Source organism: Neiella marina (genome assembly GCF_002165625.1).
GTDB classification, from domain to species: domain Bacteria; phylum Pseudomonadota; class Gammaproteobacteria; order Enterobacterales; family Neiellaceae; genus Neiella; species Neiella marina.
In genome coordinates this window covers 106,385-129,412 of the sequence record NZ_NGNS01000005.1, presented here as the reverse complement: position 1 = coordinate 129,412, position 23,028 = coordinate 106,385, and the positions used below count along the sequence as shown (strand labels likewise).

Below are 23,028 nucleotides of genomic sequence, written 5' to 3'. Positions count from 1 at the left end.
GCCCACTGTTTTTGCGCTATTTGGCTATAGCTTGGCCGCCAATTCTGCGCCCTGACGAATAGCGCGTTTGGCATCCAGCTCTGCCGCTTCATCTGCACCGCCAATCAAGTGCGGGGCAAAACCAGCTTGCTGCAGGGCATGATAAAGATTGCGATCTGGCTTCTGACCCGCACACACAATCACACTATCGACCTCCAATAAACGCGGCTCGCCGTTGATCGCCAAGTGCAAACCTTGTTCGTCGATACGTTGATACTGCGCCCCGGCAATCATTTCGACGCCATGTTTTTTCAGCGATTCTCGGTGAATCCAACCTGTGGTTTTGCCCAAGCCAGCGCCTACTTTGGAGGTTTTACGCTGCAATAGGTAAACTTTGCGGGCGGCTTGAATGCTGCTGCCACTGTCATTTTTCAGTCCGCCGCGTTGTGCCAGTGCTGGATCAATCTGCCATTCGTCTAACCACTGTTGTGGCTTTAAAGTGCTGGACTCGCCGTGCTGGACAAGATATTCGGCAACATCAAAACCGATACCGCCAGCACCAATAATGGCAACGCGCTCTCCTACCGGACATTTGTCTCTAATCACTTGCAAGTAACTCAACACCGAGTCATGTTCAATGCCTTCAATATCAGGCATCCGCGGCTCAATACCGGTCGCTACAACGAGTTCGTCTAAGCCCAGAGCTTTGAGCGAATCAACGCTTTGAACTTGTCCCAAGCGCACGTCGACACCAAGTTGCCGCAGCCGGTTACGAAAGTAACGTAATGTTTCATAGAATTCTTCTTTGCCGGGGATCTGCTTGGCAATATTAAACTGGCCCCCAATATCATCGGCTTTGTCCATTAACACTACTTGATGCCCTCGCTCAGCGGCGTAGCAGCTTACTGCCAGTCCTGCTGGCCCGGCCCCAATGACACCAATCGCCTTACGCTTAGTAGCTGGCGTCATCAGCAATTCAGTTTCATAACAGGCCAACGGGTTGACCAAACAGGAGGCCCGTTTGCCTTTGAAGACGTGATCTAGGCAAGCTTGGTTGCAGGCTATACAAGTATTAATAAGGTCAGCTTCATCACGGGCTGCTTTGTTAACAAACTCAGGATCTGCCAGCATAGGCCTTGCCATAGACACCATATCTGCCTGCCCTTGGCGCAGAATATCTTCTGCCACCTGTGGATCATTGATCCGATTAGTGGTCACCAGAGGAATCGATACATGGGGCTTAAGTTTTTCAGTGACCCAGCTAAATGCAGCCCTAGGAACGCTGGTCGCAATTGTTGGGATCCGTGCTTCGTGCCAGCCAATACCTGTGTTGATAATAGTGACACCAGCGTGCTCAAGCGCTTTGGCAAGCTCGATAACTTCATCCCATGAGCTGCCCTGTTCGACTAAATCCAACATGCTTAGGCGGAAGATAATGATGAAATCAGTACCAACTTTTCGACGCGTTGCTGCAACTATTTCTAAAGCTAAGCGAATCCGATTTTGATAGCTTCCGCCCCACTCATCTTGCCGTTGGTTGGTTCTGGCGCAAATGAACTGATTGATCAGATAGCCTTCTGATCCCATGATTTCGACGCCATCGTAACCCGCGCGCTGAGCCAGCTTTGCTGTATTGGCGAAGTCTTTGATGGTTTTGCTAATCCCTCGAACTGATAATTCAGACGGCTTGAAGGGTGAAATAGGCGCTTTAATCGCACTCGCTGAGACGCTTAATGGATGATAGCCATATCGCCCTGCGTGAAGTATCTGAAGACAGATTTTGCCACCGCCCTGATGCACTGCTGTGGTTACTTTGCGGTGCTTACCAAGCTGCCAAGGAAAACTCAACTGGCAGCCATTGGGCGCCAGTCGGCCGCGAAAATTGGGCGCTATTCCGCCTGTCACAATCAAGCCGACCCCACCTTCTGCGCGGGCACGATAAAATTCGGCTAACTTGTCAAAGCCGCCGCGCTCCTCTTCTAAGCCCGTGTGCATTGAGCCCATCAACACGCGATTGCGTAAAACGGTAAAACCCAAGTCCAATGGCGCCAGCATGTTGCTGTATTTTTCGATTGCAGGTTTATTGTGATCAGCCATAACTGTTTCATTATCATTGCGGAGGTCAGTTGCATTGAAACCTAGCACTGGTCCTACCAGATGAAAACATCCAGTACTCAAGGGTGTGCGACAGATTACATTTATTTACAACTTAGATTGGCCGTAGACAATCGTGCGCGTTAAAGTTGGCGTATGAAAAAAGCTAACAAATTTAGTTATTAGCAGACGTGAGATAGAGTATTGATGAAGTTTATTCGAGGTTTTTTCGGTTGGTGTTGGCGCATCCTCAATTGGGCGCGCAAGGCACTCATTAACTTAGTTTTCTTGCTCATCGTGGTGACCGTCATTGTCGCCCTCTCCACCCAAGAAAAAGGCTCACAATTTGAAGAAGGCGCGTTGGTTCTAACCCTCGACGGCCGAATTGTTGAACAAACCCGAGCCATCGATCCAATGTCGCAATTCTTCAAAGAAGCCATGGGCGGAAAAGACGAAGAGCCAGAAATACTGCTCGCCGATGTTATCCGCGTGATTGATAACGCCCGCCATGACCGTCGAGTCAAAGCGCTGGTTATCAATGCTGGCAAGATGATGCCAAGCGGACTGAGTAAATTGCAGGAAATTGGTGCCGCACTAGAGGAATTCAAAACTGCCGACAAGCCAGTCATTGCCATTGGCGATTGGTATTCGCAAGACCAGTATTACTTAGCCAGTCATGCTGATACCGTATTGATGAATCCAAACGGCATGCTGATGCTCGAGGGTTACGGTGCCTATCAATTATTCTTCAAATCAATGCTGGAGAAGCTCAAAGTCAGCACTCATGTATTTCGTGTCGGCACCTACAAGTCAGCCGTAGAACCCTTTCTTCGCGATGATATGTCTGACGCAGCCCGCCTCGCCAATCAGCAGTGGCTTGACGATCTTTGGCAGCTCTATTTGATGGATGTGTCAGAGCAACGAGGCCTAACTCGCGAACAGTTGAATGAATCAATTCATGATTACGCCAACTTAATGGAACAGCACGGCGGCAATTCAGCCGATTTGGCAATGACCATGGGCTTGGTCGACGAACTCACTAGCCGCCAGCAAATGCGCAATTTCGTAGGTGATATTGTTGGCTACGATGACGACCATCATTCGTTCAAGCAAATTCACTTCAAATCTTATCTTGACCTAACGCGGCAAGACATTGTCCACCCGTCGTCACAAGACCAAGTTGGCATCGTGGTAGCTAAAGGCGTCATCGTCAATGGTTATCAACCACCAGGCAAGATTGGTGGCGACAGCACTGCCCGTCTGCTCCGTCAAGCTCGCTTTGATGACGATATCAAAGCTGTGGTGCTGCGCATTGATAGTCCTGGTGGCAGTGCATTCGCTTCTGACGTTATTCGCGAGGAAATCGATGAGCTGAAAAAAGCCGGCAAGCCGGTTGTGGCATCGATGAGCAGCTCAGCGGCCTCGGGTGGCTACTGGATTGCGGCCCCGGCAGACAAGATTGTCGCCTCTCCGGCTACCATCACTGGCTCTATTGGTATTTTCGGCATGTTAACCACGTTCGAGAACAGCTTGGCTCATATCGGTGTTCATGCCGATGGCGTTGGTACCACACCACTCGCAGGCTTCTCTCCTGCTCGTCCGTTGAACGAGTCATTCGAGCGGGTCATTCAGCAGAGTATCGAACATGGCTACCAACAATTCTTACAATTGGTTGCTGATAATCGAGACATGACGCTCGAAGAAGTTGATGCCGTCGCCCAAGGCCGAGTTTGGAGTGGCATGCGGGCGCAAGAACTAGGCTTAGTTGATGAGCTAGGTGACTTGAACAGTGCAGTTAGTGCCGCTGCCGAACTGGCCGGCTTGGAAAAATATGATGTTAACGTTGTCGAAAAGCCACTATCCGAGCGCGATAAGCTGCTACAGGCAATCTTCGGACAAGCTCAAGCCATGCTGCCTGCAAATGCTGCCTTTAGCGACTCCACTGCGCCGTTGATGAGCCTCGCCAAGCGCATTTTGCAGCACCCAGCATTAAGTGCTCAGTGGGATGACCCTGGCCACACCTATGCTCTCTGCCTGCAGTGCAGCCTTTAATCAACCGTTCAACAGTCAAATGATGAAAGAGCCCCTCGCGGGCTCTTTTTTATTGTCCAGTGTCACAATTAGTAGACGACCGATTCAGCTGAAGTTAAAGTCAATGCTAGAAAATCAACGCTACAACTGTTCAGTCGCATTGGGATTTAAATGAAAAAGAATATCTACGTCGCCTATACTGGCGGCACCATCGGTATGTGTCCCTCTGCTGGCGGTTATGTGCCAACTCCCGGCCACTTAGTTGGCGCTGTGGCAGCAATGCCCGAGTTTCATCGCAAGGAGATGCCAAACTTCACCATTCGCGAGTATTCGCCGTTGTTGGACTCATCGGAGATGGAGCCTGCGGATTGGCAGCGTATCGCAGAGGACATTCAAACGAACTATCACCGTTACGATGGCTTTATCGTCCTGCACGGCACTGACACCATGGCATTTACTGCCTCTGCGTTGTCTTTTATGCTCACCAACCTCGATAAACCAGTGATCGTAACCGGCTCGCAGATTCCGTTGGCTGAGCTGCGCTCAGATGGCCAAACAAATTTGCTCAATGCGCTATATCTAGCAGCCAATTATCCGGTCGCTGAGGTTTGTCTGTTCTTCAACAATACCCTCTATCGTGGCAACCGTTGTAGCAAGGTCGATGCAGACTCATTTGATGCATTTGCCTCGCCAAACTACCCGTCACTGATTAACGTCGGTATTGATGTCAGAGTAAACGCAGGCAAGATTAGTAAAACCAGTAGCAACGAGCCCCTCAATGTCCAGCCGATATCGCCACAACCGATTGGCTTAGTCCGGCTCTACCCGGGCATCATGCCCGAACTCATTGAGAACATTTTACGACAGCCAGTCAAGGCACTAATTTTACAGAGTTATGGTGTCGGTAATGGACCGGGCAATCAACAGATGCTGGAGTTGCTGAAAAAAGCCGATGATGATGGCATCGTGATCGTGAATACCACCCAATGCCTCAAAGGGCACGTCAATATGGCGGGGTATGTATCGGGCAACAAACTAGCCAATACCGGCGCAATCTCAGGTCAAGACATGACCATTGAAGCAACGTTAACCAAGTTGCATTTCTTGCTTAGCCAAGACTTGACGCCGCAGCAGGTCAAAGAGCAAATGCTACGAAACCTGCGCGGTGAATTGAGCGCGTTCTAACAAGCGCTATGGTTTGAACCGGCCGATGTCGTCGTCACCGACAATCGGCTGATCTGAAAACTGGGTTTTTAACGCCGCTTTAGACTTCACATTAAGTTCTCCGCCAGCGGCGACTGTCATGTGATCGGTCTGATCCATGTGTAATGCCTGATAGGCAATAACAGCCTGCAAACTGTGCTCTTTTTGTTCAGCGGTCAACGGCGTGCCGTCGGCCCACTTGCCGAGTTCGACAGCTGTTTTGAGGTTATTGTAGATATCAGGGGTCATGGCACTAACTAATTGCTCAACCGACATACTCATTGCGATTCCTAACCTATTTGACGGGGTTTCGATTTTACTTTTTGCGCAACCATGAAAATGCGCAACGACAGATACCACACCAAACCCGTCACACCGATGATTTGACCGGCCAATGGCATCCAAACATAAGTTTCGTGATCACCTAAGAAGTACATCAGCACACCACTACAAAACACCAACATGGCTATGAATGACTGCGTCATTAGCCCTTGTTGCCGCTTAATGTTGGCAATATCTCGGCGAGCTTCCAGTTGGCCTTGGGTGAGGTTTTCAAAGTCGGCTTTACAGTGAGGGCAAGACTTGGCCTTACTGGAAATTTTTTTGGCGCACATGGGGCATTCAATTAATGCCATGACAACTACCTTTAGCGATAAAAAACAGGGGCCATAATAGCGGCCCCTATGATCGTCACGCAAGCAATGACAGCAAAGTGTTGCTGTTACGGCTCTTGCTTTTGCCAGTAGTCTTTCACTGTTTGCTTCATTTCTTTTGATAGCATCAACAAGCCAAACAAGTTTGGTATCGTCATTAATACAATCGCAACCGCTGCCAAGTCCCAAACTAAAGACGTATCGGCAACTGCTGCCCAGAAAAAGCCAGCAACATAAAACACCCGATATGGCATCACACCACGAATACCAACGAGGTAGATAATTGCTCGGTCACCATAATATGACCAAGCAATCGCCGTGGAAAACGCAAACAGCAGCAAACCAATCGACACAATGTACTGGCCGTAGTCGCCAAAGTAACCTTGTTTGAAGGCGATGGTGGTGAGTCTGGCAGAATGCACCAGAGAATCGCCGCGAACAGTGATCGCCAGCGGCTCACCATCTTGCATTGGGGTAATCAAACGGCCATTTTTTACCTCTAACACGCCGTCATAAGGCACACCACCAGCACGATACATAACATTCTCGGCAACAGAGCGAGCAGCCAGCAGGGTTGCATCACCCGACATGTTGCGTCCCTTGTTAATCAACAAGGTACCGTTAAACGCTGTTACTTCGCTGTCCTGACCATTCAAGAACCGACCTAACTGCTCTCGGTCAGCTTGGTCGCTGTCAGTGTATTGGCCACTCACAAAGGTCATATCCGAGCGGTCAAAAACGTTGCTGTGCTTATCGGTCCATACACCGGATGACAAAATGACCATACCAGTGAGAGTACAGATGATGATGGTATCGATGAATGGTTCTAAGATCGAAACCATACCTTCTGATACCGGCTCATCAGCCTTAGCGGAGGCGTGAGCAATCGGTGCAGAGCCTTGGCCGGCTTCGTTTGAAAACAAGCCACGGTTCACCCCACGGTTAAACGCATAAGCAAAAGATGCGCCTAAGAAGCCACCAACGGCGGCGGAGCCAGTAAATGCATCTTTAAACACTGACACAAAAGACGGCACTAGATTTTCAATGTTATAGGCAATAACGGCGAGTGCGCCGATGACATAGAGCACAGCCATCAACGGTACAACCCGAGAAGTAACGGCAGCAATACGCTTAATGCCACCAAGAATCACTAGGGCCAGCAAAATAGCCAGGACACCACCGGTAACCCAAGGGTCAATGCCAAACGTCGCTTCCATCCCCTGAGCAATGTTATTCATTTGCGGCAAACTGCCGGTACCAAACGAACTAATGACGGTGGCAATGGCAAAGATAATCGCCAACCATCGCATATTGAGACGCCGGTCCATGAAATACATAGGGCCGCCAGCCATGGTGCCATCAGTCGTTTTGACTCGATACTTGTGTGACAAGGTGACTTCGACAAACTTGGTCGTCATACCGAAGAATGCGGTCATCCACATCCAAAACAATGCCGCAGGCCCGCCTAAAAAGATGGCAAACGCGACACCGCCGATATTACCGGTGCCGACCGTACCCGACAGCGCTGTTGATAATGCTTGAAAATGAGAGGTATCACCCTCTAGTTTACTGTGATCGTACTTGCCTTTGCCGCGAACCACTTTCCACGCATGGTTGAAATAGCGGATCTGCGGAAATCCAAGATACAAGGTAAAGAACAAACCTGTGCCTAGTAACAAGTACGGAAAATATGCGGCGGAACCGAGCACACTATCCAGTGCCAAGATCCATTGACGTAAAGTTTCCAACGGAACACTCCCTGATTTATTTTGAATTGTAAGTATTATGTGATCTGACTGTCGTCTGCCACGTTACACAGATTGAATCGATTAGAAAAGTCATGACGCCCAAGTGGCTGCATTTTGGCCATTTTGACCACTAAAAATGGGGCCTCCGAACAAGATTTAAGCGAAGGCAACAAAATCGTCATAGAAGGTGTTGACAGCCAACGGACATGCCTTTAAGATTCGCCCCGCTTTCGACGAAATAGGTCGGCAAAAAGCAATTCCCCAGTAGCTCAGTTGGTTAGAGCGGTGGACTGTTAATCCATGTGTCGTTGGTTCAAATCCAACCTGGGGAGCCAAATTTTCAGATTCGGCTCCGGCGGAATCAAAAAGCAAGTTTATTCCCCAGTAGCTCAGTTGGTTAGAGCGGTGGACTGTTAATCCATGTGTCGTTGGTTCAAATCCAACCTGGGGAGCCAAATCGAAAAGGCCTGCTCATTGAGCAGGCCTTTTTCGTTACTGGCAATGTCATTGGTATTGAACCATGGCCCCTGAAGAGATTACCTTCGAGAGGCCATAACACTAATCTGAGTTAGATCTGCACTGGGTTTGCCTGCTTCTGGACTTCTGCCAGACCTTTACTGAGGCCATCGTAGCGAGAATTGACGATATGGTCGTCACCCAACCAATCTCGTATCTTCATTTTCTCCAGTTGTTCCATCGTTTGCTCATTGGGGCTGAACAAATACACCTGGCAACCTGCATCCCTCGCATCACGCATGGCATTTTCCAACGCTAAAGCCACGGTAACGTCAATCATGGGTACCGCACTTAAGTCCAACACCATCACTTTGTATTGGTCAATGGCGGCGTGCTGGCGAGCAATGGCCTTAGAAACGCCGAATATCATTGGCCCAGACAAATAGAACAACAACAATTGCCCTTTTGCTTGGTCCAGTAATGCTCTTTCTTCAGCACTCAATGGTACGCCATCATCGGCATCAGAGATGGCCTTGACGTTCTTTTCTTGGACTCGGCTGAGTTTTTCAATGGTAATCACATTAGCCAAAAACACACCGATGCCTACGGCATAGATCAAATCGACGAACACAGTGAGAAACAAAACGCCATACATGATGCAGGTCGGAACTAAAGACACCGTGTGGGCTCGTTTGATAAAGCTCCAATCAAGAATATTAAGACCAACGAATAGCGCTATACCAGCCAGAACGGCTAGCGGAATAGGTTGGATTAGTGGCGCAAACCACAGCACAACGAGTAGCAAGATCACCGCTCGGACAATGCCGGAAAGCGGCGAGCGAGCGCCAACTTGAACGTTGACCACCGTACCCATGGTGGCACCAGCGCCGGGCAAACCACCGAATAACCCCGATACGGTATTGGCAATCCCCTGCCCCATCAGTTCTCGATTGGAATCGTGCTCTTTGCGCGTCAAGCTATCGGCAATCACGGCGGTCAACAGTGTATCAATACAACCCAGGGTACCGAGTACTAACGCATCAACTAGCATTTCGCTGAGCAATCCCCAAGAGAACGTCGGCCACACGATGGATGGCAGACCACTTGGGATCTCACCAATGCGGCGGATGCCTTCGGAACTAAACAGCAACATCGAGACCAGCGTCACTGCCACCAGCGCGACCAATTGTGGCGGCACCTGCTTTTTGTATTTTTTCGGCATAAAGAACAGTACGCCGAGGGTCAATGAGCCAAGTAGGAACTCACCGAAGTCAATGTTACGAATGAGATCAGGTAAGGCTTGAATGGTGCCAATTGCGCCACCGGCGGGCGTCGGTTGCCCCAGAAAGGGGCCGAGTTGCAAAATCACCAAAATAACGCCAACGCCGGACATGAAACCGGAGATAACGCTGTAAGGCATCAGCGTAATGTATTTGCCGAGCTTGAGCGCACCCAAGGCGATTTGAAACGCCCCCGCCATCATCACCACGGTAAAAGCCATTGCCAAGCCACCATCGGGGTGTTTGGCCATCATCGAGGTAAGCACAGCGGCCATGACAACCGTCATGGGGCCTGTTGGCTCAGAAATTAGCGTTCGAGAACCACCAAACAGTGCAGCAAATAAGCCCACCAGAATAGCGCCCCATAAGCCGGCTTCGGCACCTGCTCCGGAGGCAACACCAAAGGCCAACGCCATCGGCAGCGAAACGATCGCAGTCGTCACACCGCCAAACAGATCGCCTTTGACATTCATCTGTTCAAACTTACCTTCAAACAATCAGTTGCTCCTCATCAAAATTTCGCCAGAGTATATCGATAATTGGTTTTCTAACTACCTACAAACGGAAGGGTTTATCGTTCGCCCCAGCATTAATCTCAGCTGTGAATAAACAACGCAGCTATAAGTAGTAAGCAAAAACATAACCAGTTAGCAGCACTGCAATCCACATCGCCGTCCGACCAATGGGCCAAGAGCGAGCAAATAGTCCTAGTTCCTCGTCATCGTTCGCGTCTAAGTCGGTGTTCATTTGCTTCGCACAAGCTTTCTTCGATCGCGTCAGAACCTTATCGGTAACTCGGCTAATCGCCGCTAACAGGGCCGAAATGAAAGCGCCAATCGAGCAAGCAACACGGTTGAGCAATACCCGCCACAGCCAATCGGTATCCAGACTGATGGTTTCGGTTCGCCGCATCAGAGGCAGAAGAAGGAAGAACGCTAGCCCCGAGAACAGTAGTAGTTGCAGATAGAACAGCACCTTACTAGCGGTGTACGGAGTGTATTCCACCGGATATGGCAAGAACTGATAAAACAACCCAGGAAAGGCTCCAATACCAAGACACAGCGCGACCAAAACAAACATAGCAGCAGCCATATTCCAAGGTGCATCTTTGGGCCGTAAGCCAGAATCACGTTGGAAGAAAACAAACCATGGGAATTTGATACCAGCATGGAGAAATACTCCTGCCGATGCCGCCGCCAGTAGCATATAGACAGTGACCAAAGACTCATCAGCCGCAGCCTGCGAAATCATGGTCTTGGTGGTAAAGCCAGACGTAAGCGGAAATCCGGAAATAGCCAACGCACCAATAATGCCGCAAAAGGCAGTGACTGGCATGGTTCGAAACAAGCCCCCCACTTCAGTACACTTGTTCTTGCCAGTTCGATAAATCACCACACCAGCACTCATAAACAACAAAGCTTTGTAGATGATATGGGCAAAAGCATGTGCCGCGGCGCCATTTAGCGCCATTTGAGTGCCTATTCCCACTGCACACACCATGAAACCAACTTGGTTGACAATGGAGTACGCCAGTATTCGCCTGACGTCATTTTCCAGCAGCGCGAAAATAATGCCGTACATCACCATAAACAAGCCCACGCCGATCAATACTTTTTCGCCTGGGAACATAAGTATCAACGCCAACACTGCGGTTTTGGTGGTAAAGGCTGACAAAAATACCGAACCGGTGGGACTCGATTCAGGATAAGAATCGGCCAGCCAAGCAGAGACTGGCGGCGCTGCGGCATTGATTAAAATGCCAATCAGAATCATCCAAGTATCGAAATTAGTTGCCAACATTGGCTGGATATCAATTGAGCCAGTGTGGACGACAACCCCTTCGATGCCCACTTTAAGGATGATGCCGCCGAGCAAATGCATGATGGCATAGCGAATACCAGCGGCTCTGGCAGCAGCGCTATTGCCACACCACACAACGACGGTAGAGAACAGCGCCATCAGTTCCCAATACAAAAACAAAGTGATCAGATCACCAGCGAAACAAACCCCGATGGCGCCAGCTGCGTAAGCGTATGCAGCGCTCAACTCATACCAGCGGGCAGTGCGATAGGCATATAGTCCACCAACGAGCGCCATACCAGCAAAAACAGTGGCAAATAACCGACGTAGCGGGCTGCCTTCCACTATCTGCAGGGTGTAATCTAAAAACGGTAGCGTGGCGACGATACCATCAGGCACCTGCCAAACAGCCAGTAAGGTCGCCAAAGGAGCAAGTAGCACCACGCCAATTCGCCAGTAGCCACGTAATACCGCAATTAAAAGAGCACCTGCCAGCAAGATTAACGCTGGCGGAAGGGAATCAAACATCGTCTGCCCCCTCACGGTAATAGTCTTCGCGACGCTTCAACACCTTCCCTAACAATTTGGCAAACAACACCATTGCCACACAGGACAGGAAGCCAAAGGCAGCGCCGAAACCAAACCAACTATCGACACCAACGTAACCTTTAATACTAATCACCAGCTGGGCCAACACTGTCAATGTCAACACCACCGAAAAAGCAAGCCAAAGTAGGCGTATGGTTTTGGGACGGACCAGCCAATGGTCGTCTCGATGTTTAGAATCCTTCATTGGCTCACCAATTGCCGTTCAAGATCGAGGACGGTCGCGTTAAACAAGAAAAAGCCGATGGTTAGCAAGGCGGTAACGGTTAACGCAAACACCGCTAGCAAAGGCGCCTCGCCGTGTTGGTTATCGTTTTCTGGCCGTTCATCGGCAAACCAAGCAAGATAAATAATGGGCAGAAAGTAAGCTGCATTGAGTACTGTACTGGCAATAATTGTTGCTACAGCAACGTAGTTATCAGCCTGGAATGCACCGGCAAGAATGTACCACTTGGAGACAAATCCACCGGTCGGAGGGACACCGATCATACTAAGCGCACCAATGGTAAACGCAGTCATGGTCCAGGGCATACGACGGCCAATACCATGCAATTGGTGTAACTCGGTTTTTTTCGACGCGACGTAAATTGCCCCAGCGGCAAAGAACAGGGTAATTTTGCCGAACGCGTGGGCCACCATGTGCACTGCCGCGCCAATTTCCGCCAGCGGTTTGAGGATGGCTGCAGCCATCACCACATAAGAAAGTTGCGCAATGGTGGAGTAAGCCAATAAACGCTTGAGGTTTTGTTGTCTTAATGCGACCAAACTCGCTGCCACAATGGTAAATGCGGCAACATAAACCAACCAACTGCTGGATGGTTCGGCAAATAGATAATCAACACCAAAGATGTAGACAATAATCTTGGTAATAGCGAAAACACCAGCTTTGACCACGGCTACAGCATGCAGTAATGCGCTAACCGGTGTTGGCGCCACCATCGCCGCAGGCAACCAGCGGTGTACCGGCATGACCGCGGCTTTACCAATACCAAACACAAACAACCCTAACAGTAAGCCAACTTCAGGACCTTCAACTTTGCTCGCCAGTATTCCCCCCATGGTGAAATCACCTGAGCCTGCGGCGATATAGGTCCAGATAACTGCAGGGAGGAATAAACCGATTGAGGTCGCCAACAAAACTCCGAGATATACCCGTGCCGAGCGCACCGTGTTGATATCTCCTTTATGAGACACCAAAGGGTAAGTGGACAGCGTGAGTACCTCATAGAACAAAAACAGAGTGAACAAATTGGCCGAGAATGCAATCCCCATGGTGGCAGACAGGGCAATAGCGAAGAAGGTGAAAAAGCGCGTTTGGTTCTTCTCTTTGTTGCCGCGCATGTAGCCAATCGAGTAGATCGAGTTAACAATCCATAACGTCGATGCCAGTGCAGCAAACAACATTCCAAGGGGTTCGACCCGGAACGCAATGTCGATTCCCGGAACCACTTCGCTGATGCTAACGGCGGGCCGGCTTCCAGCTTGAATCTCGGGCAATAGGCTCCAAACGACCCAAGCTAGGGCTCCAGCGGTAACTAGGGTGACGGCCTCTCTGAGGTTGTCATGCAAACGACCGGCGACAACAATCGCCACAGCACCAGCGAGAGGAATCAATAGCGCGGCAATAATTAAGCTTGATGAACTCATTGTAAGTGCCCCATTAACACAGTTGCAGCAGCGCTCGAGAGCGTTACCGGCAACTCAGGGTTGAGGCCAAAATAGATATTTGCCAGCGCAGCAAGCCATGTCAGTGCCAACAATGATATCGGCGTTTCTTTCACGGTTGTCATTGCGGTCGCTGGTTGAAAATATATTTGCTCAACGATACGCCAGATATAAACAACGGCCATCAGCGAACTGACCACAATCACTGCGGCTAAGGCAATACCTGATGGTCCTAGGCTCAGCACGGCTGAAATCAAGTACCACTTGCTAACAAACCCAGCGGTACCGGGCACTCCGATCAAACTTAATCCGGCAACAACAAACGCCCCGCAGGTCCATGGCATCGCTTTGGCAATACCGGCCAAGCTGCCCAAGCGCAACTGGCTAACCTGTAGTGCGAGGCAAGCAACCACCAAAAACAACGTCCCTTTGGCCAGAGCGTGATTGAAAATATGCAAAATACTGGCACTTAATCCCGCGACAGTCACTAAGCTGGCTCCGAGAATAATGTAGCCAATTTGGGCAACCGAAGACCAAGCTAAAAGCCGTTTGACGTTCTTTTCGAACATGGCAATCGCTGAAGCCACAATAATTGCAGCCAACGCCAGTGGCATTAAGAAATAGGCAAACTGGGCTTCATGGCCAAAGAGGTTTTGTTGGAAAACAAAAAAGTCAAAACGCAGCAGCACGTACAAAGACACTTTGGTAGCACATGCGGCCAAAAAAACCGTCACCGCATGTGGCGCAAAGGTATAAGCGCTCGGCAACCAGATGTGAAGCGGAAACACTGCGGCTTTGAGCGCTAAACCAACGGTGATAAAGCCAGCAGCAACCAAGATTGGGCTTTGATCCGACACTTCATGAATGCGCAATTCCATGTCGGCCAAGTTGAGTGTGCCGGTCATCATGTAAATGAGGCCAACACCAATTAAGTAAAAGGTCGCGCCAATAGTGCCAAAGATAAGGTACTTAAATACCGCGGGAAGTGCGCGGCGATCGGGACCGCCAGCTACCAGCACATAGCTGGCAAGAGACGAGATCTCCATGAATACGAAAATGTTAAACGCATCAGCAGCAACCGTAATGCCTGTCAGGCCCGCCAGAGCCAATACCCAAGCGGCGTAAAACAAGGGTTGCCGCTCCGTTTCGACTTGCGACTCGACACTGTGGTAAGCGGCCAAAAGCGCAACAGTTGAAGCGCCAGTGACCACCAATAACACCAATGCGCTTAATGCATCAACGCGCAGTTCGATACCATAAGGCGCATCCCAAGAGCCCATAAAGTACTGGAAATCCTGGCCATTCATGACCCCAACGGTTAATGCCACGGCGATAATAAATGCCATCACGCTGGTCGCTGTGGTAGCAGCCCAAGCGAGGCGTTTTCCCTGCAACAGGACGATCACAGGAGCCGCCAACAGCGGTACGACAACCTGCAGTGCAGCAAGGTGTTCAGTGAGATTCACGATTGGCGATCCTTAGCCAGAATGTCGTCTTCCTCGACACTGCCATAGGCTTCCTTAATACGGACAACAATGGCAAGTCCAAGTGCAGTAGTGGACACACCAACAACGATAGCGGTAAGAATCAAAACTTGCGGTAGTGGGTTAGAGAAGATTTGGCCTTCAACCCCTTTTTGAATAATAGGTGCAGTGCCTCCTTCAACCTTGTCCATGGTGATATACATCAGGAACACTGCCGACTGAAAAATCGCTAACCCGAGTAATTTTTTGATTAAGTTATTGCAGACAATGACGGCATAAAAACCGATCATGAGTACTACCGCAAATACCCAATAATTGTAATAACCAAGCAGTTCCATTAGTAATGCTCTCTAGCTGCAAAGGCATGAAAAATAGCTAACAATGCACCACACACAGTAATGCCAACGCCTGCCTCAATGAGAATGATACCCAGCTGCTGACCAAACACCGGATCAGATGAAAGCACCGAGTAATCCAGGAAGTTGCCTCCCATTAATATCCCGACAATGCCAACTAACGCGTATAACATGGCGCCTCCGGCGACCATCAACAACAGCACTGAGCGGGGAATAGCAGCCAACGCCCGCTGCTCTCCTTCTAATAATGCGAACAGAATGATTCCCGTTGCGATAATAGCGCCGGCCTGAAAACCACCGCCTGGGCCATATTCACCATGAAACTGGACATAAAGGCCGAATAAAATGATGAACGGCAGCAAAAAGCGACCGACGACTTTAGGAATAAGGTGATGACGAAGACCAATTGATTGTGGTGCCTTGGCACGGGATTGCTTACCCGCTTCTTTGCGAGCACTGAGTAAAAACAACACCCCAATGCAGGCAGCAAAAACCACAAATACTTCGCCCAAGGTATCAAAAGCGCGAAAGCTACCTAGCACCGCGGTGACAACATTGGGTATGCCGATCAATTCAGGCGTTTCACTGAGATACCAAGGCGCAACATGCTGATGAACGGGGGCGTCAGGATCGCCGAGTCTTGGCTTGTCAAAGGTGGCATAAATCAACACCAAAGCAGTTGCAACAACCACAACAATAGCGGGCCACCGAGCAATATTTGCTTTTTTCTCGTGCTCAGCGGTCAATGATAGCGCACCAAGAAATATGACCGTGGTCACCCCGGCGCCAATGGCAGCCTCAGTAAGCGCAACATCAGCAGCATCAAGAATAAAAAAGTTGGCTGCCATCAATAAGCTGAAAATAGAAGTCAGCATGACTGCAACGAACAGATTTTTTGCCCGCACAATAGCGATGGCAGTAATGACTAACAGAGTCAGCAGAAACAGTGCGAAAACAATAATCACTCGGCCTGCTCCTTGCTTTTCTTAGTGGCGCATACATCAGGTTTCATCCCTGATAGCAGTGCCGCATTGGCCAATGCATAAGACGCTGTTGGACCGGTCAACAATAGGAAAACCAAAATAGCGATCAGCTTGATGGTCGCCAAAGACAAGCCGGCTTGGAGCATGACGCCGCCAAGGATCAAGAAAGTCGCCATGGTATCGGTGACACTGGCAGCATGCATTCGGGTGTAGAAATTCGGCAGTCGCAACGCTCCCACGCCACCAACCAAGACAAAAAAGCCACCAGCAGTTAACAGTACCCAACTCAACACATCAATCAATTGCTCGGTCATGTCATTTCTCCGTATCGTCAGAGCGACGGCTTGATTGACTCTGGAAGAAACCAAGCACGGCGAGAATGCCGACAAAATTAATCAAGGCATAGGTCAATGCCAAATCGAGAAAGTCGGGGCGACCATAGAGAAACGCAACAACAGAGAGTAGCAACACGGTTTTGGTGCCGAACATATTGACCGCTAACACGCGATCATAAACGCTAGGCCCCCGTAAGGCCCTAACGATTGCTAGCCCCATAGTGACCAGAATGGCCAGTGAAACGATAAGATACATACTCATTTTTCGGTAAGCTCGGCAGTCCGTTGGTTAATCTTACTGTTGAGTAATTCATCAGCACCGGCTTGGGTAAGGCAATGGACACGAAGTTTGCCTTGGTGAACATCAATGGTCACAGTGCCGGGAGATAGCGTGATGGAGTTGCCGAGAATCGCCTGGCCAACATGCCCTTGTGGCGCCGCGTCCATTTCAATCTCGGTTGGGCTGATGGGCAACTTGGGGTTGAGCACAATACGGGTGACATCAATACTCGACTTAACAATATCGACAAACAGATAGGCCATATACTTTGGCATACGCGGCATGGCATTGAGCAGCGAAGGCTGATCAAAAAAGCCAGTCCGATTGACAACATATACAGTAATGACGCACGAGAATAAGCCCAATCCAATTAGCAACGGCTTGAACAAGCCCGAGAGCAATAACCAGACCATCACAAGTAACACTAGCCAGGCCACAATAGCCAAAGCTTTTGCAGTTTGAGCGCTCGATTTTGCTTGCACGTTGGGAACCTTCTCAGCTAGTCAGCAGCTTCACAGGGGTAATGGGCTTTCAGCGAACTGTAGACCACATCACGAGCCGCCAGCGTCAGTGACAGCTCTGAACCAGTTGCTTTTAGGTCGTTGGCGACATGGGTGACCACTTCTTTCAATGGCACCGGATTGCCCAAGCAAAATTCGGCATAACGAGCTGCTCGGCTATATTCGCCGCGACTCGGCGCTCGAGTACTCATTGCGCGTTGTTCAAAAGAACTGCGGTCTTGCAGTTGCTGTTCAACATTAATCATGACGCGAGCATCAGTCGCTACTGCACCGTCAATAAATCCTTGAATGTAGCGGGCACAAAACTCGCCATCGAGGCTTTTGCTGTCTTTCTCATAGTGAGTGCAATGGGAGCTCAACTCCTTTGCTGTCAGCAGTTCAACAGCCATTACGTTGGTCAGTGGCAAGGCAAAAAGTAACGTGAATATCTTTAGTACAGGCAGCTTCATACGATTAATCCCTTAGGGCCAACCCCTTCGACTTGATGTTAGTCAATATTGCGACAATAATTACATGACTTTCTATACACGAAATACATTTCATGTATCATAAGTCGCGTAGTTTCTACTTTGCAAGATTTTTCGGTCCGTAATTTGTTATGAACAAAAATCAACCAGGCTGGACATTACTCAGCAATCATGCGCATGTGTTGGTGTGCTTGACTCTAGACCCAAAAATGCGACTGCGCGACATGGCATCGAATGTTGGCATTACTGAGCGTGCTGTACAGCGCATCATCGCCGAGCTTGAGGAGGCGGGATTTCTTAGCCATCATCGCGAAGGGCGCAGAAACCACTATCAAATTCACACCGACCAGCCATTGCGCCATCCACTGGAGAAAGACTGCTCGATCGGTTCGCTACTTGAGGCGGTGACGAGCCAGAAAATGCAATCGCCCTGATCGCTAATCAAAAAAATCCGGCTCCATAAGGGGAAACCGGATTGTCCTATGTTCAGAAGATCGGTCAACCGATCCTTAACTGATCAGCATTGCGCTCAATGAGCGGGCTTTGCAATCGTGTCAAAGTAGAGCAAATGGCTGTTAATTCAAGCCCTGTTTTAATAAGCGCTCATACAAGTCGGCATTGGCATCTGCCATAGCTTGAATGCTGAATTCATCTAACATCAATTGTCGGCCTTGTTGGCCAACTTGCTGACGCAATGGCTCGTCCTGCAGCAGAGCCAACACGGCATCGCGCAACCCGTAAACATCGCCGGGTTCCACCAAGGTACCGTTAATTTCATCGCGCACCGCTTCTGGAATTCCGCCTGCCCGGCCAGCGACCACAGGAACCGCGCAACAACTTGCTTGCAGCAAGCTTACGCCTAAGCCTTCCATGAATGCAGGATGTACCACCAGATCTAGCCCAGGAAGCAAGGCATCCATATCGTTACGGAAACCTGCGAGTATGACGTGTTCGGTGAGATTGAGCTGATTGATCAGCTCGTGAAGGTTTTGCTGTTCGGGCCCTTTGCCAAAAAACACAACTTTGAGATTGGGTACTTTTTGCAAAATACAGGGCAAGGCCTGCAACAAAATGCGATGACCTTTGCGTTCGATCAACTGCGCCACGACCCCAATCACCAATTGATCGGAAGCGATGTCGAAGGTCGCACGCAATTGCGCTGACGCATCGTCGTTGGGCTTAAATTTGTCAGTATCAACGGCGCTTCGAATCGTCGTCACATGCTCGGGTTTAACGCCCTGAGACAACAATACCTGCCGTATGCCCTCTGATATTGTCACCACGTGAGCGTAGTTGTGGTACTTCCAGCGGGCAAACCAACCTAGTTCTGCATTGTCGACTCGCCGCGATACAACGGCTGGCACCCCTGCCCGTTTAGCTGCCCAGAGGCCAAACAAATCGGCACCACGGCGAGAATGAACATGGACCAAATCGATATCATGTTGGCGGATGATTTTGGTCAGACGGCCGGTCATTGCAACATCAAGATCGCCGCCCATTTTGACCGGCAATACAGTAGCAATGTCTTGTGCTGCTTGTTCAATATCAGAGCCCGGAGGACACGCCAGAAACGACTGCACTCGCTTTGGATCAAGTGCGCGCATGATATAAAACACCTGCTGGGCACCACCGTATAGATGGCGGCCCGCTTCAATGTGAAGCACTTTAATCGGCTTAGTGGCCATGGCGTTGCTCATTGATTGTTTTCAGTACCGCCATGACTTCCTCAGCAGAGATATCTTTAAGACAGGAAAATGCACCATTACAGGTTGGCCGTCGTCGGCATGGCGAGCACTCGAGATCGTGATAAATAACCGTTGCTCCCGACCATCCGGTATCGAGATAAGGGCGAGTTGAGCCAAACAGTGCCACTACCGGCGTTTTTTTTGCAATGCACAAATGTGTCAAGCCGGTGTCGACACCAATTGCCATGCGGCCTTGCTGGATGATAGCAGCAGTTTCCAACAAGCTCGTTTGTCCAACTAGATTGACGATGTTTTTTGAGGCCTGGGTCAAGCGCTCAGCATGTTCCTTATCAGCAGGGCCGCCTAGCATGACCAAGGGCATTTGATAGGTTTTAGCAAACAGTTCGGCCAACTTGAGCCAATGTTCATCAAACCAGTGTTTTTGCGGCCGCGTAGTAAAAGGCAACATCAAACCAAAGGGCCCGTTAATGCCGGCTTGCAGTAGCTTGTATCGCGCTTCACCAGCGGTAGCACCTTTGACATCGATGGTCATCCGAAAATGGCGCTCGTCATTGGCGCCTATATAGCGTGCCATCTGCCGATATTCAGAGCTGATACGCGGATCATTGTTTAGCTTTGCAATGGCGTCAGTAAGAAACCAATGCGACTTTTCTTTTGAGATGAAGCCAAAGCGTTGCTTGGCACCTGACAACCACGCCAAAAAGGCGCTTTTAAGCAACCCTTGGATATCAATCGCGGTATCAAAGTTGTGGGACTGAAGCTGTTGGCGAAATTGCTTGATCGCTTGCCACAGTTGTTTGTATTGCTTGTTTTTCCATAGTTCCTGCCACTGCTGCCGCGGCCACACTATGATCTGATCAATGCCATCGGTTTCTTTTAAGATTTGTTGGGCGGCAGGCTCTGCCAACCAAGCAATGTGTGCGTTTGGATATCGACTACGTAGGGCAGGAACAATGCCTGATGCCATAATGACATCACCGATTGCGCTAAGCCTAACGATAAGAATTCGCTGCATGAAAATCGTTCGCCTGACAAGGAGGTAAGCAATTAGAGTGGGGTATGATACGATCCACGCCCGATAATCACCAATTTGATCCGCCAGCGCAGCCAGATATTTGCCACCATGATTCTCAGACTCGCATATTCATTGTTACTTTACCTCGCCCTTCCGCTGATATTTTGCCGTCAGCTCTGGCGCTCTCGACAAGATTCAGGGCATCGGCGACGTTGGTCAGAACGCTTGGGCTTTGTTAATAAGGTGAGTGCCAACAATGATGGCAACAACAGCCCCAGAATCATCCATTTTCATTTGGTTTCGGTTGGCGAGACACTCGCAGCACTGCCGTTGGTCAATCGTTGGATGGCAAAGTATCCAGCCGATCATGTCCATGTCACGTGTATGACCCTGACTGGTTCAAAAGAGATTCAAAAACGCCTCGGCGACAAAGTCAGCCATAGCTATCTGCCCTACGATTTACCTTGCGCTATGAGCCGCTTCTATCAGCGAATTCCAGCGGCAATGACCATCATCATGGAAACTGAGTTATGGCCTAATTTGTTAAACCAAGCGAAGCGCCACAATACTCGTACCTTAGTGATGAATGCGCGGTTATCTGAGCGTTCATTTTATCGCTACAACAAATGGCAAACGGCCACTGAACAATTACTTTTGCCGCTCGATAAAATCTGTTGCCAAAACCAAGCCACCCTCGAGCGCTTTCAGGCGTTAGGAGCGGCGGAGTCAAAACTCGACTTAACCGGAAATCTAAAGTTTGACATGGATATTTCGGCGCAGATTTTGGAGCGAGGTGACCAACTTCGGCAACAACTCGGCAATGATCGACCAGTATGGATCGCTGGCAGCACCCACGAAGGTGAGGATGAAGTTTTACTGCAGGCTCATCAGCAAATTCTGCAGCAGTACGCCGACGCTTTGTTGATCTTGGTACCCCGCCACCCAGAGCGATTTGAGCAAGTGGCTAAGTTGATTGCCAATCAAGGATTGAGTTTTGAGCGTCGTAGCTCGGCGGATGTTTCAGCCAACGCGCAAGTGCTGCTCGGTGATACCATGGGCGAACTATTGTTGATGTACCGAACGGCTGATTTTGCGTTTGTCGGCGGCAGTTTGATTCCCCGAGGAGGCCACAACCCCCTTGAGGCGGTAGCATTGGCGTGCCCTGTTTTATCTGGCAAGCAAGTGTTTAATTTCACTGAGGTTTACCAAATGCTTGATGACGCAGATGGGATGCTGTGGGCGACCAGTGCCAGAGAAATCAGTACCGCCATTGAGCAGTTAATCAGCGACAGCAACTACGCAGGGAAAATGGCACAGGCCGCCAACGAAGTGCTACAGCGCCATCAAGGCGCTTGCCTACGAACCATCGAGGCCATCGAAGCGATGTTACCTGAATAGCTATGGGCCCTAGTGGCGGACAGGCTGCCATGTTTGTTCCGGCCTTAGGTCTTCGATGGCCGATGTTGACTGATTAACACTCCAGCAAAAATCAAACCGCAGGCCACCAGCTGCAGAATAGTTAATGTTTCACCAAGCACCAAGTAAGCAAACACCAAAGTAAAAATCGGGATCAAGTTGGTAAATGCCGCCGCCCGGTTGAGTTCAATATGGGCAATTGCGGTGTTGTAAAGTAAATAGGCTCCTAAAGTCACACCAACGCCCAAATACAAAGTGGCCCACATGGCAGTCCCCAACTCAAGCGGCGGAATGCCGGAATAAAGCGCTAGTGGAAGAAAGAATATGCTGCCAGCAAAAGCCTGCAGCGCGGTCAGTGAAATTGGCGAATAACGCTGCGATAACTTTTTCAAACACAAACAATAAACTGCCGCGCAAGCCATCGCTGCTAACTCTAGGGCATTGCCCAACATCGGGTTACTGGCGTGCTCGCTTTGTTCGGCAAAGGTACTGAGCAAAGCGACGCCGACAAAGGCCACCGCGAAGCCGCTGACCGCTATTCGATTCAGTCGCTCCCCTAACATGACAAACGCCAAAACCGCTACCATTGGTGGCAACAACGAGGTGATCATTCCCGCTTGCGATGCTGACGTATATTGCAATGCCATGCCTTCCAAAACGAAGTACAAACAAGGTTCTGCCAACGACATCAGAGCCAACAATTTCCAATCACCGGCTTGGTATTGAAAGTGGCTCAGCTTGCGCCACATCAGTAAAAAACAGGCACTGGCTGCCAACATACGGAAAAATATAACCACAACTGGGGAGTATTCCGTAAAAGCCACTTTAAGGGCGATAAACGAACTTCCCCACAGCATGGTAGCAATCACAAGTGCAAGCTGAGGAAGTAAGTGCATATTTTTCATTCAATGGGGCCAACAAAGCTAAAACGCGGCCACCATACCAGCATC

The 23,028-nt window shown here is 49.8% G+C and carries 22 protein-coding genes and 2 tRNA genes; 6 read left to right on the top strand and 18 right to left on the bottom strand.

Features of this window, described 5'->3' with window-relative positions; all coding sequences use genetic code 11:
• Window positions 1–24 precede the first annotated feature (24 nt).
• A complete protein-coding gene (locus CBE68_RS06515) occupies window positions 25–2,076 on the bottom strand; it encodes an oxidoreductase (RefSeq protein ID WP_188708106.1) in 2,052 nt (683 codons plus the stop codon).
• Between the two features lie 204 nt (window positions 2,077–2,280).
• On the opposite strand from CBE68_RS06515, the gene sppA reads away from it, so the two are divergent.
• Window positions 2,281–4,125 carry a signal peptide peptidase SppA gene (gene sppA / locus CBE68_RS06510; protein WP_087505260.1) on the top strand — a complete coding sequence of 615 codons (1,845 nt, stop codon included), beginning with the start codon at window positions 2,281–2,283 and terminating at the stop codon, window positions 4,123–4,125.
• A 150-nt stretch (window positions 4,126–4,275) separates the two neighbouring features.
• A complete protein-coding gene (ansA, locus tag CBE68_RS06505) occupies window positions 4,276–5,289 on the top strand; it encodes an asparaginase (RefSeq protein WP_087505259.1) in 1,014 nt (337 codons plus the stop codon).
• Between the two features lie 6 nt (window positions 5,290–5,295).
• Here ansA and CBE68_RS06500 read toward each other — a convergent pair whose 3' ends face one another.
• The 3 genes from CBE68_RS06500 to CBE68_RS06490 all read right to left on the bottom strand — a co-directional run bounded on the left by CBE68_RS06500 (window position 5,296) and on the right by CBE68_RS06490 (window position 7,708).
• Window positions 5,296–5,589, bottom strand: coding sequence for a YeaC family protein (locus tag CBE68_RS06500; protein ID WP_229744673.1), 294 nt, complete (start codon window positions 5,587–5,589; stop codon window positions 5,296–5,298).
• 8 nt (window positions 5,590–5,597) lie between these two features.
• A complete protein-coding gene (locus CBE68_RS06495) occupies window positions 5,598–5,942 on the bottom strand; it encodes a hypothetical protein (protein WP_087505257.1) in 345 nt (114 codons plus the stop codon).
• An 86-nt stretch (window positions 5,943–6,028) separates the two neighbouring features.
• Window positions 6,029–7,708, bottom strand: coding sequence for an alanine/glycine:cation symporter family protein (locus CBE68_RS06490; protein ID WP_087505256.1), 1,680 nt, complete (start codon window positions 7,706–7,708; stop codon window positions 6,029–6,031).
• A gap of 258 nt (window positions 7,709–7,966) precedes the next feature.
• Between CBE68_RS06490 and CBE68_RS06485 the strand changes: the two genes are divergently transcribed.
• Window positions 7,967–8,043, top strand: a tRNA-Asn gene (locus CBE68_RS06485).
• Between the two features lie 43 nt (window positions 8,044–8,086).
• Window positions 8,087–8,163 (top strand) — tRNA-Asn (locus CBE68_RS06480).
• Window positions 8,164–8,276: 113 nt separating this feature from the next.
• On the opposite strand, the gene CBE68_RS06475 is transcribed toward CBE68_RS06480, so the two are convergent.
• The 11 genes from CBE68_RS06475 to CBE68_RS06425 all read right to left on the bottom strand — a co-directional run bounded on the left by CBE68_RS06475 (window position 8,277) and on the right by CBE68_RS06425 (window position 17,923).
• Window positions 8,277–9,917, bottom strand: coding sequence for a SulP family inorganic anion transporter (locus tag CBE68_RS06475; protein WP_087505332.1), 1,641 nt, complete (start codon window positions 9,915–9,917; stop codon window positions 8,277–8,279).
• Between the two features lie 145 nt (window positions 9,918–10,062).
• Window positions 10,063–11,772: a Na(+)/H(+) antiporter subunit D gene (locus CBE68_RS06470; protein WP_087505255.1), complete on the bottom strand. Its 1,710-nt coding sequence runs from the start codon at window positions 11,770–11,772 to the stop codon at window positions 10,063–10,065.
• Window positions 11,765–12,037, bottom strand: a complete 273-nt coding sequence (locus tag CBE68_RS06465) for a hypothetical protein (RefSeq protein ID WP_087505254.1) — start codon at window positions 12,035–12,037, stop codon at window positions 11,765–11,767. Before CBE68_RS06465 ends, CBE68_RS06470 begins: the two co-directional genes overlap by 8 nt.
• Window positions 12,034–13,497, bottom strand: a complete 1,464-nt coding sequence (locus tag CBE68_RS06460) for a monovalent cation/H+ antiporter subunit D family protein (RefSeq protein ID WP_087505253.1) — start codon at window positions 13,495–13,497, stop codon at window positions 12,034–12,036. The genes CBE68_RS06465 and CBE68_RS06460 overlap by 4 nt, the downstream gene beginning before the upstream one ends.
• Window positions 13,494–14,981, bottom strand: coding sequence for a monovalent cation/H+ antiporter subunit D family protein (locus CBE68_RS06455; RefSeq protein ID WP_087505252.1), 1,488 nt, complete (start codon window positions 14,979–14,981; stop codon window positions 13,494–13,496). The genes CBE68_RS06460 and CBE68_RS06455 overlap by 4 nt, the downstream gene beginning before the upstream one ends.
• Complete coding sequence (locus tag CBE68_RS06450; protein ID WP_087505251.1) at window positions 14,978–15,337, bottom strand: cation:proton antiporter subunit C; 360 nt, start codon at window positions 15,335–15,337, stop codon at window positions 14,978–14,980. Before CBE68_RS06450 ends, CBE68_RS06455 begins: the two co-directional genes overlap by 4 nt.
• Window positions 15,337–16,320, bottom strand: coding sequence for a DUF4040 domain-containing protein (locus CBE68_RS06445; RefSeq protein ID WP_087505250.1), 984 nt, complete (start codon window positions 16,318–16,320; stop codon window positions 15,337–15,339). The genes CBE68_RS06450 and CBE68_RS06445 overlap by 1 nt, the downstream gene beginning before the upstream one ends.
• Window positions 16,317–16,652, bottom strand: coding sequence for a monovalent cation/H(+) antiporter subunit G (gene mnhG, locus CBE68_RS06440; RefSeq protein WP_087505249.1), 336 nt, complete (start codon window positions 16,650–16,652; stop codon window positions 16,317–16,319). Before mnhG ends, CBE68_RS06445 begins: the two co-directional genes overlap by 4 nt.
• A 1-nt stretch (window position 16,653) precedes the next feature.
• Window positions 16,654–16,929: a monovalent cation/H+ antiporter complex subunit F gene (locus CBE68_RS06435; RefSeq protein WP_229744680.1), complete on the bottom strand. Its 276-nt coding sequence runs from the start codon at window positions 16,927–16,929 to the stop codon at window positions 16,654–16,656.
• A 2-nt stretch (window positions 16,930–16,931) separates the two neighbouring features.
• Window positions 16,932–17,435, bottom strand: coding sequence for a Na+/H+ antiporter subunit E (locus tag CBE68_RS06430; protein ID WP_087505248.1), 504 nt, complete (start codon window positions 17,433–17,435; stop codon window positions 16,932–16,934).
• A gap of 17 nt (window positions 17,436–17,452) precedes the next feature.
• On the bottom strand, window positions 17,453–17,923 hold the full coding sequence (locus tag CBE68_RS06425) for a Rap1a/Tai family immunity protein (protein ID WP_087505247.1): 471 nt from the start codon (window positions 17,921–17,923) through the stop codon (window positions 17,453–17,455).
• Window positions 17,924–18,072: 149 nt separating this feature from the next.
• Here CBE68_RS06425 and CBE68_RS06420 point away from each other — a divergent pair, with 149 nt between their 5' ends.
• Entirely contained in the window at window positions 18,073–18,375 is a 303-nt protein-coding gene (locus CBE68_RS06420; protein WP_087505246.1) for a helix-turn-helix transcriptional regulator, read from the top strand.
• A 141-nt stretch (window positions 18,376–18,516) separates the two neighbouring features.
• Here the strand turns inward: CBE68_RS06420 and CBE68_RS06415 are convergent, their stop codons facing one another.
• Together CBE68_RS06415 and CBE68_RS06410 are read right to left on the bottom strand one after the other, a co-directional pair.
• The gene (locus tag CBE68_RS06415; RefSeq protein ID WP_229744674.1) at window positions 18,517–19,638 is read right to left on the bottom strand and encodes a glycosyltransferase family 4 protein; all 1,122 of its coding nucleotides are present in this window, start codon (window positions 19,636–19,638) and stop codon (window positions 18,517–18,519) included.
• On the bottom strand, window positions 19,616–20,662 hold the full coding sequence (locus CBE68_RS06410; protein WP_087505245.1) for a glycosyltransferase family 9 protein: 1,047 nt from the start codon (window positions 20,660–20,662) through the stop codon (window positions 19,616–19,618). Before CBE68_RS06410 ends, CBE68_RS06415 begins: the two co-directional genes overlap by 23 nt.
• A gap of 108 nt (window positions 20,663–20,770) precedes the next feature.
• On the opposite strand from CBE68_RS06410, the gene waaA reads away from it, so the two are divergent.
• A complete protein-coding gene (gene waaA, locus CBE68_RS06405; protein WP_087505244.1) occupies window positions 20,771–22,060 on the top strand; it encodes a lipid IV(A) 3-deoxy-D-manno-octulosonic acid transferase in 1,290 nt (429 codons plus the stop codon).
• 44 nt (window positions 22,061–22,104) lie between these two features.
• On the opposite strand, the gene CBE68_RS06400 is transcribed toward waaA, so the two are convergent.
• Window positions 22,105–22,983, bottom strand: coding sequence for a DMT family transporter (locus CBE68_RS06400; RefSeq protein ID WP_229744675.1), 879 nt, complete (start codon window positions 22,981–22,983; stop codon window positions 22,105–22,107).
• Window positions 22,984–23,028: the final 45 nt, after the last annotated feature.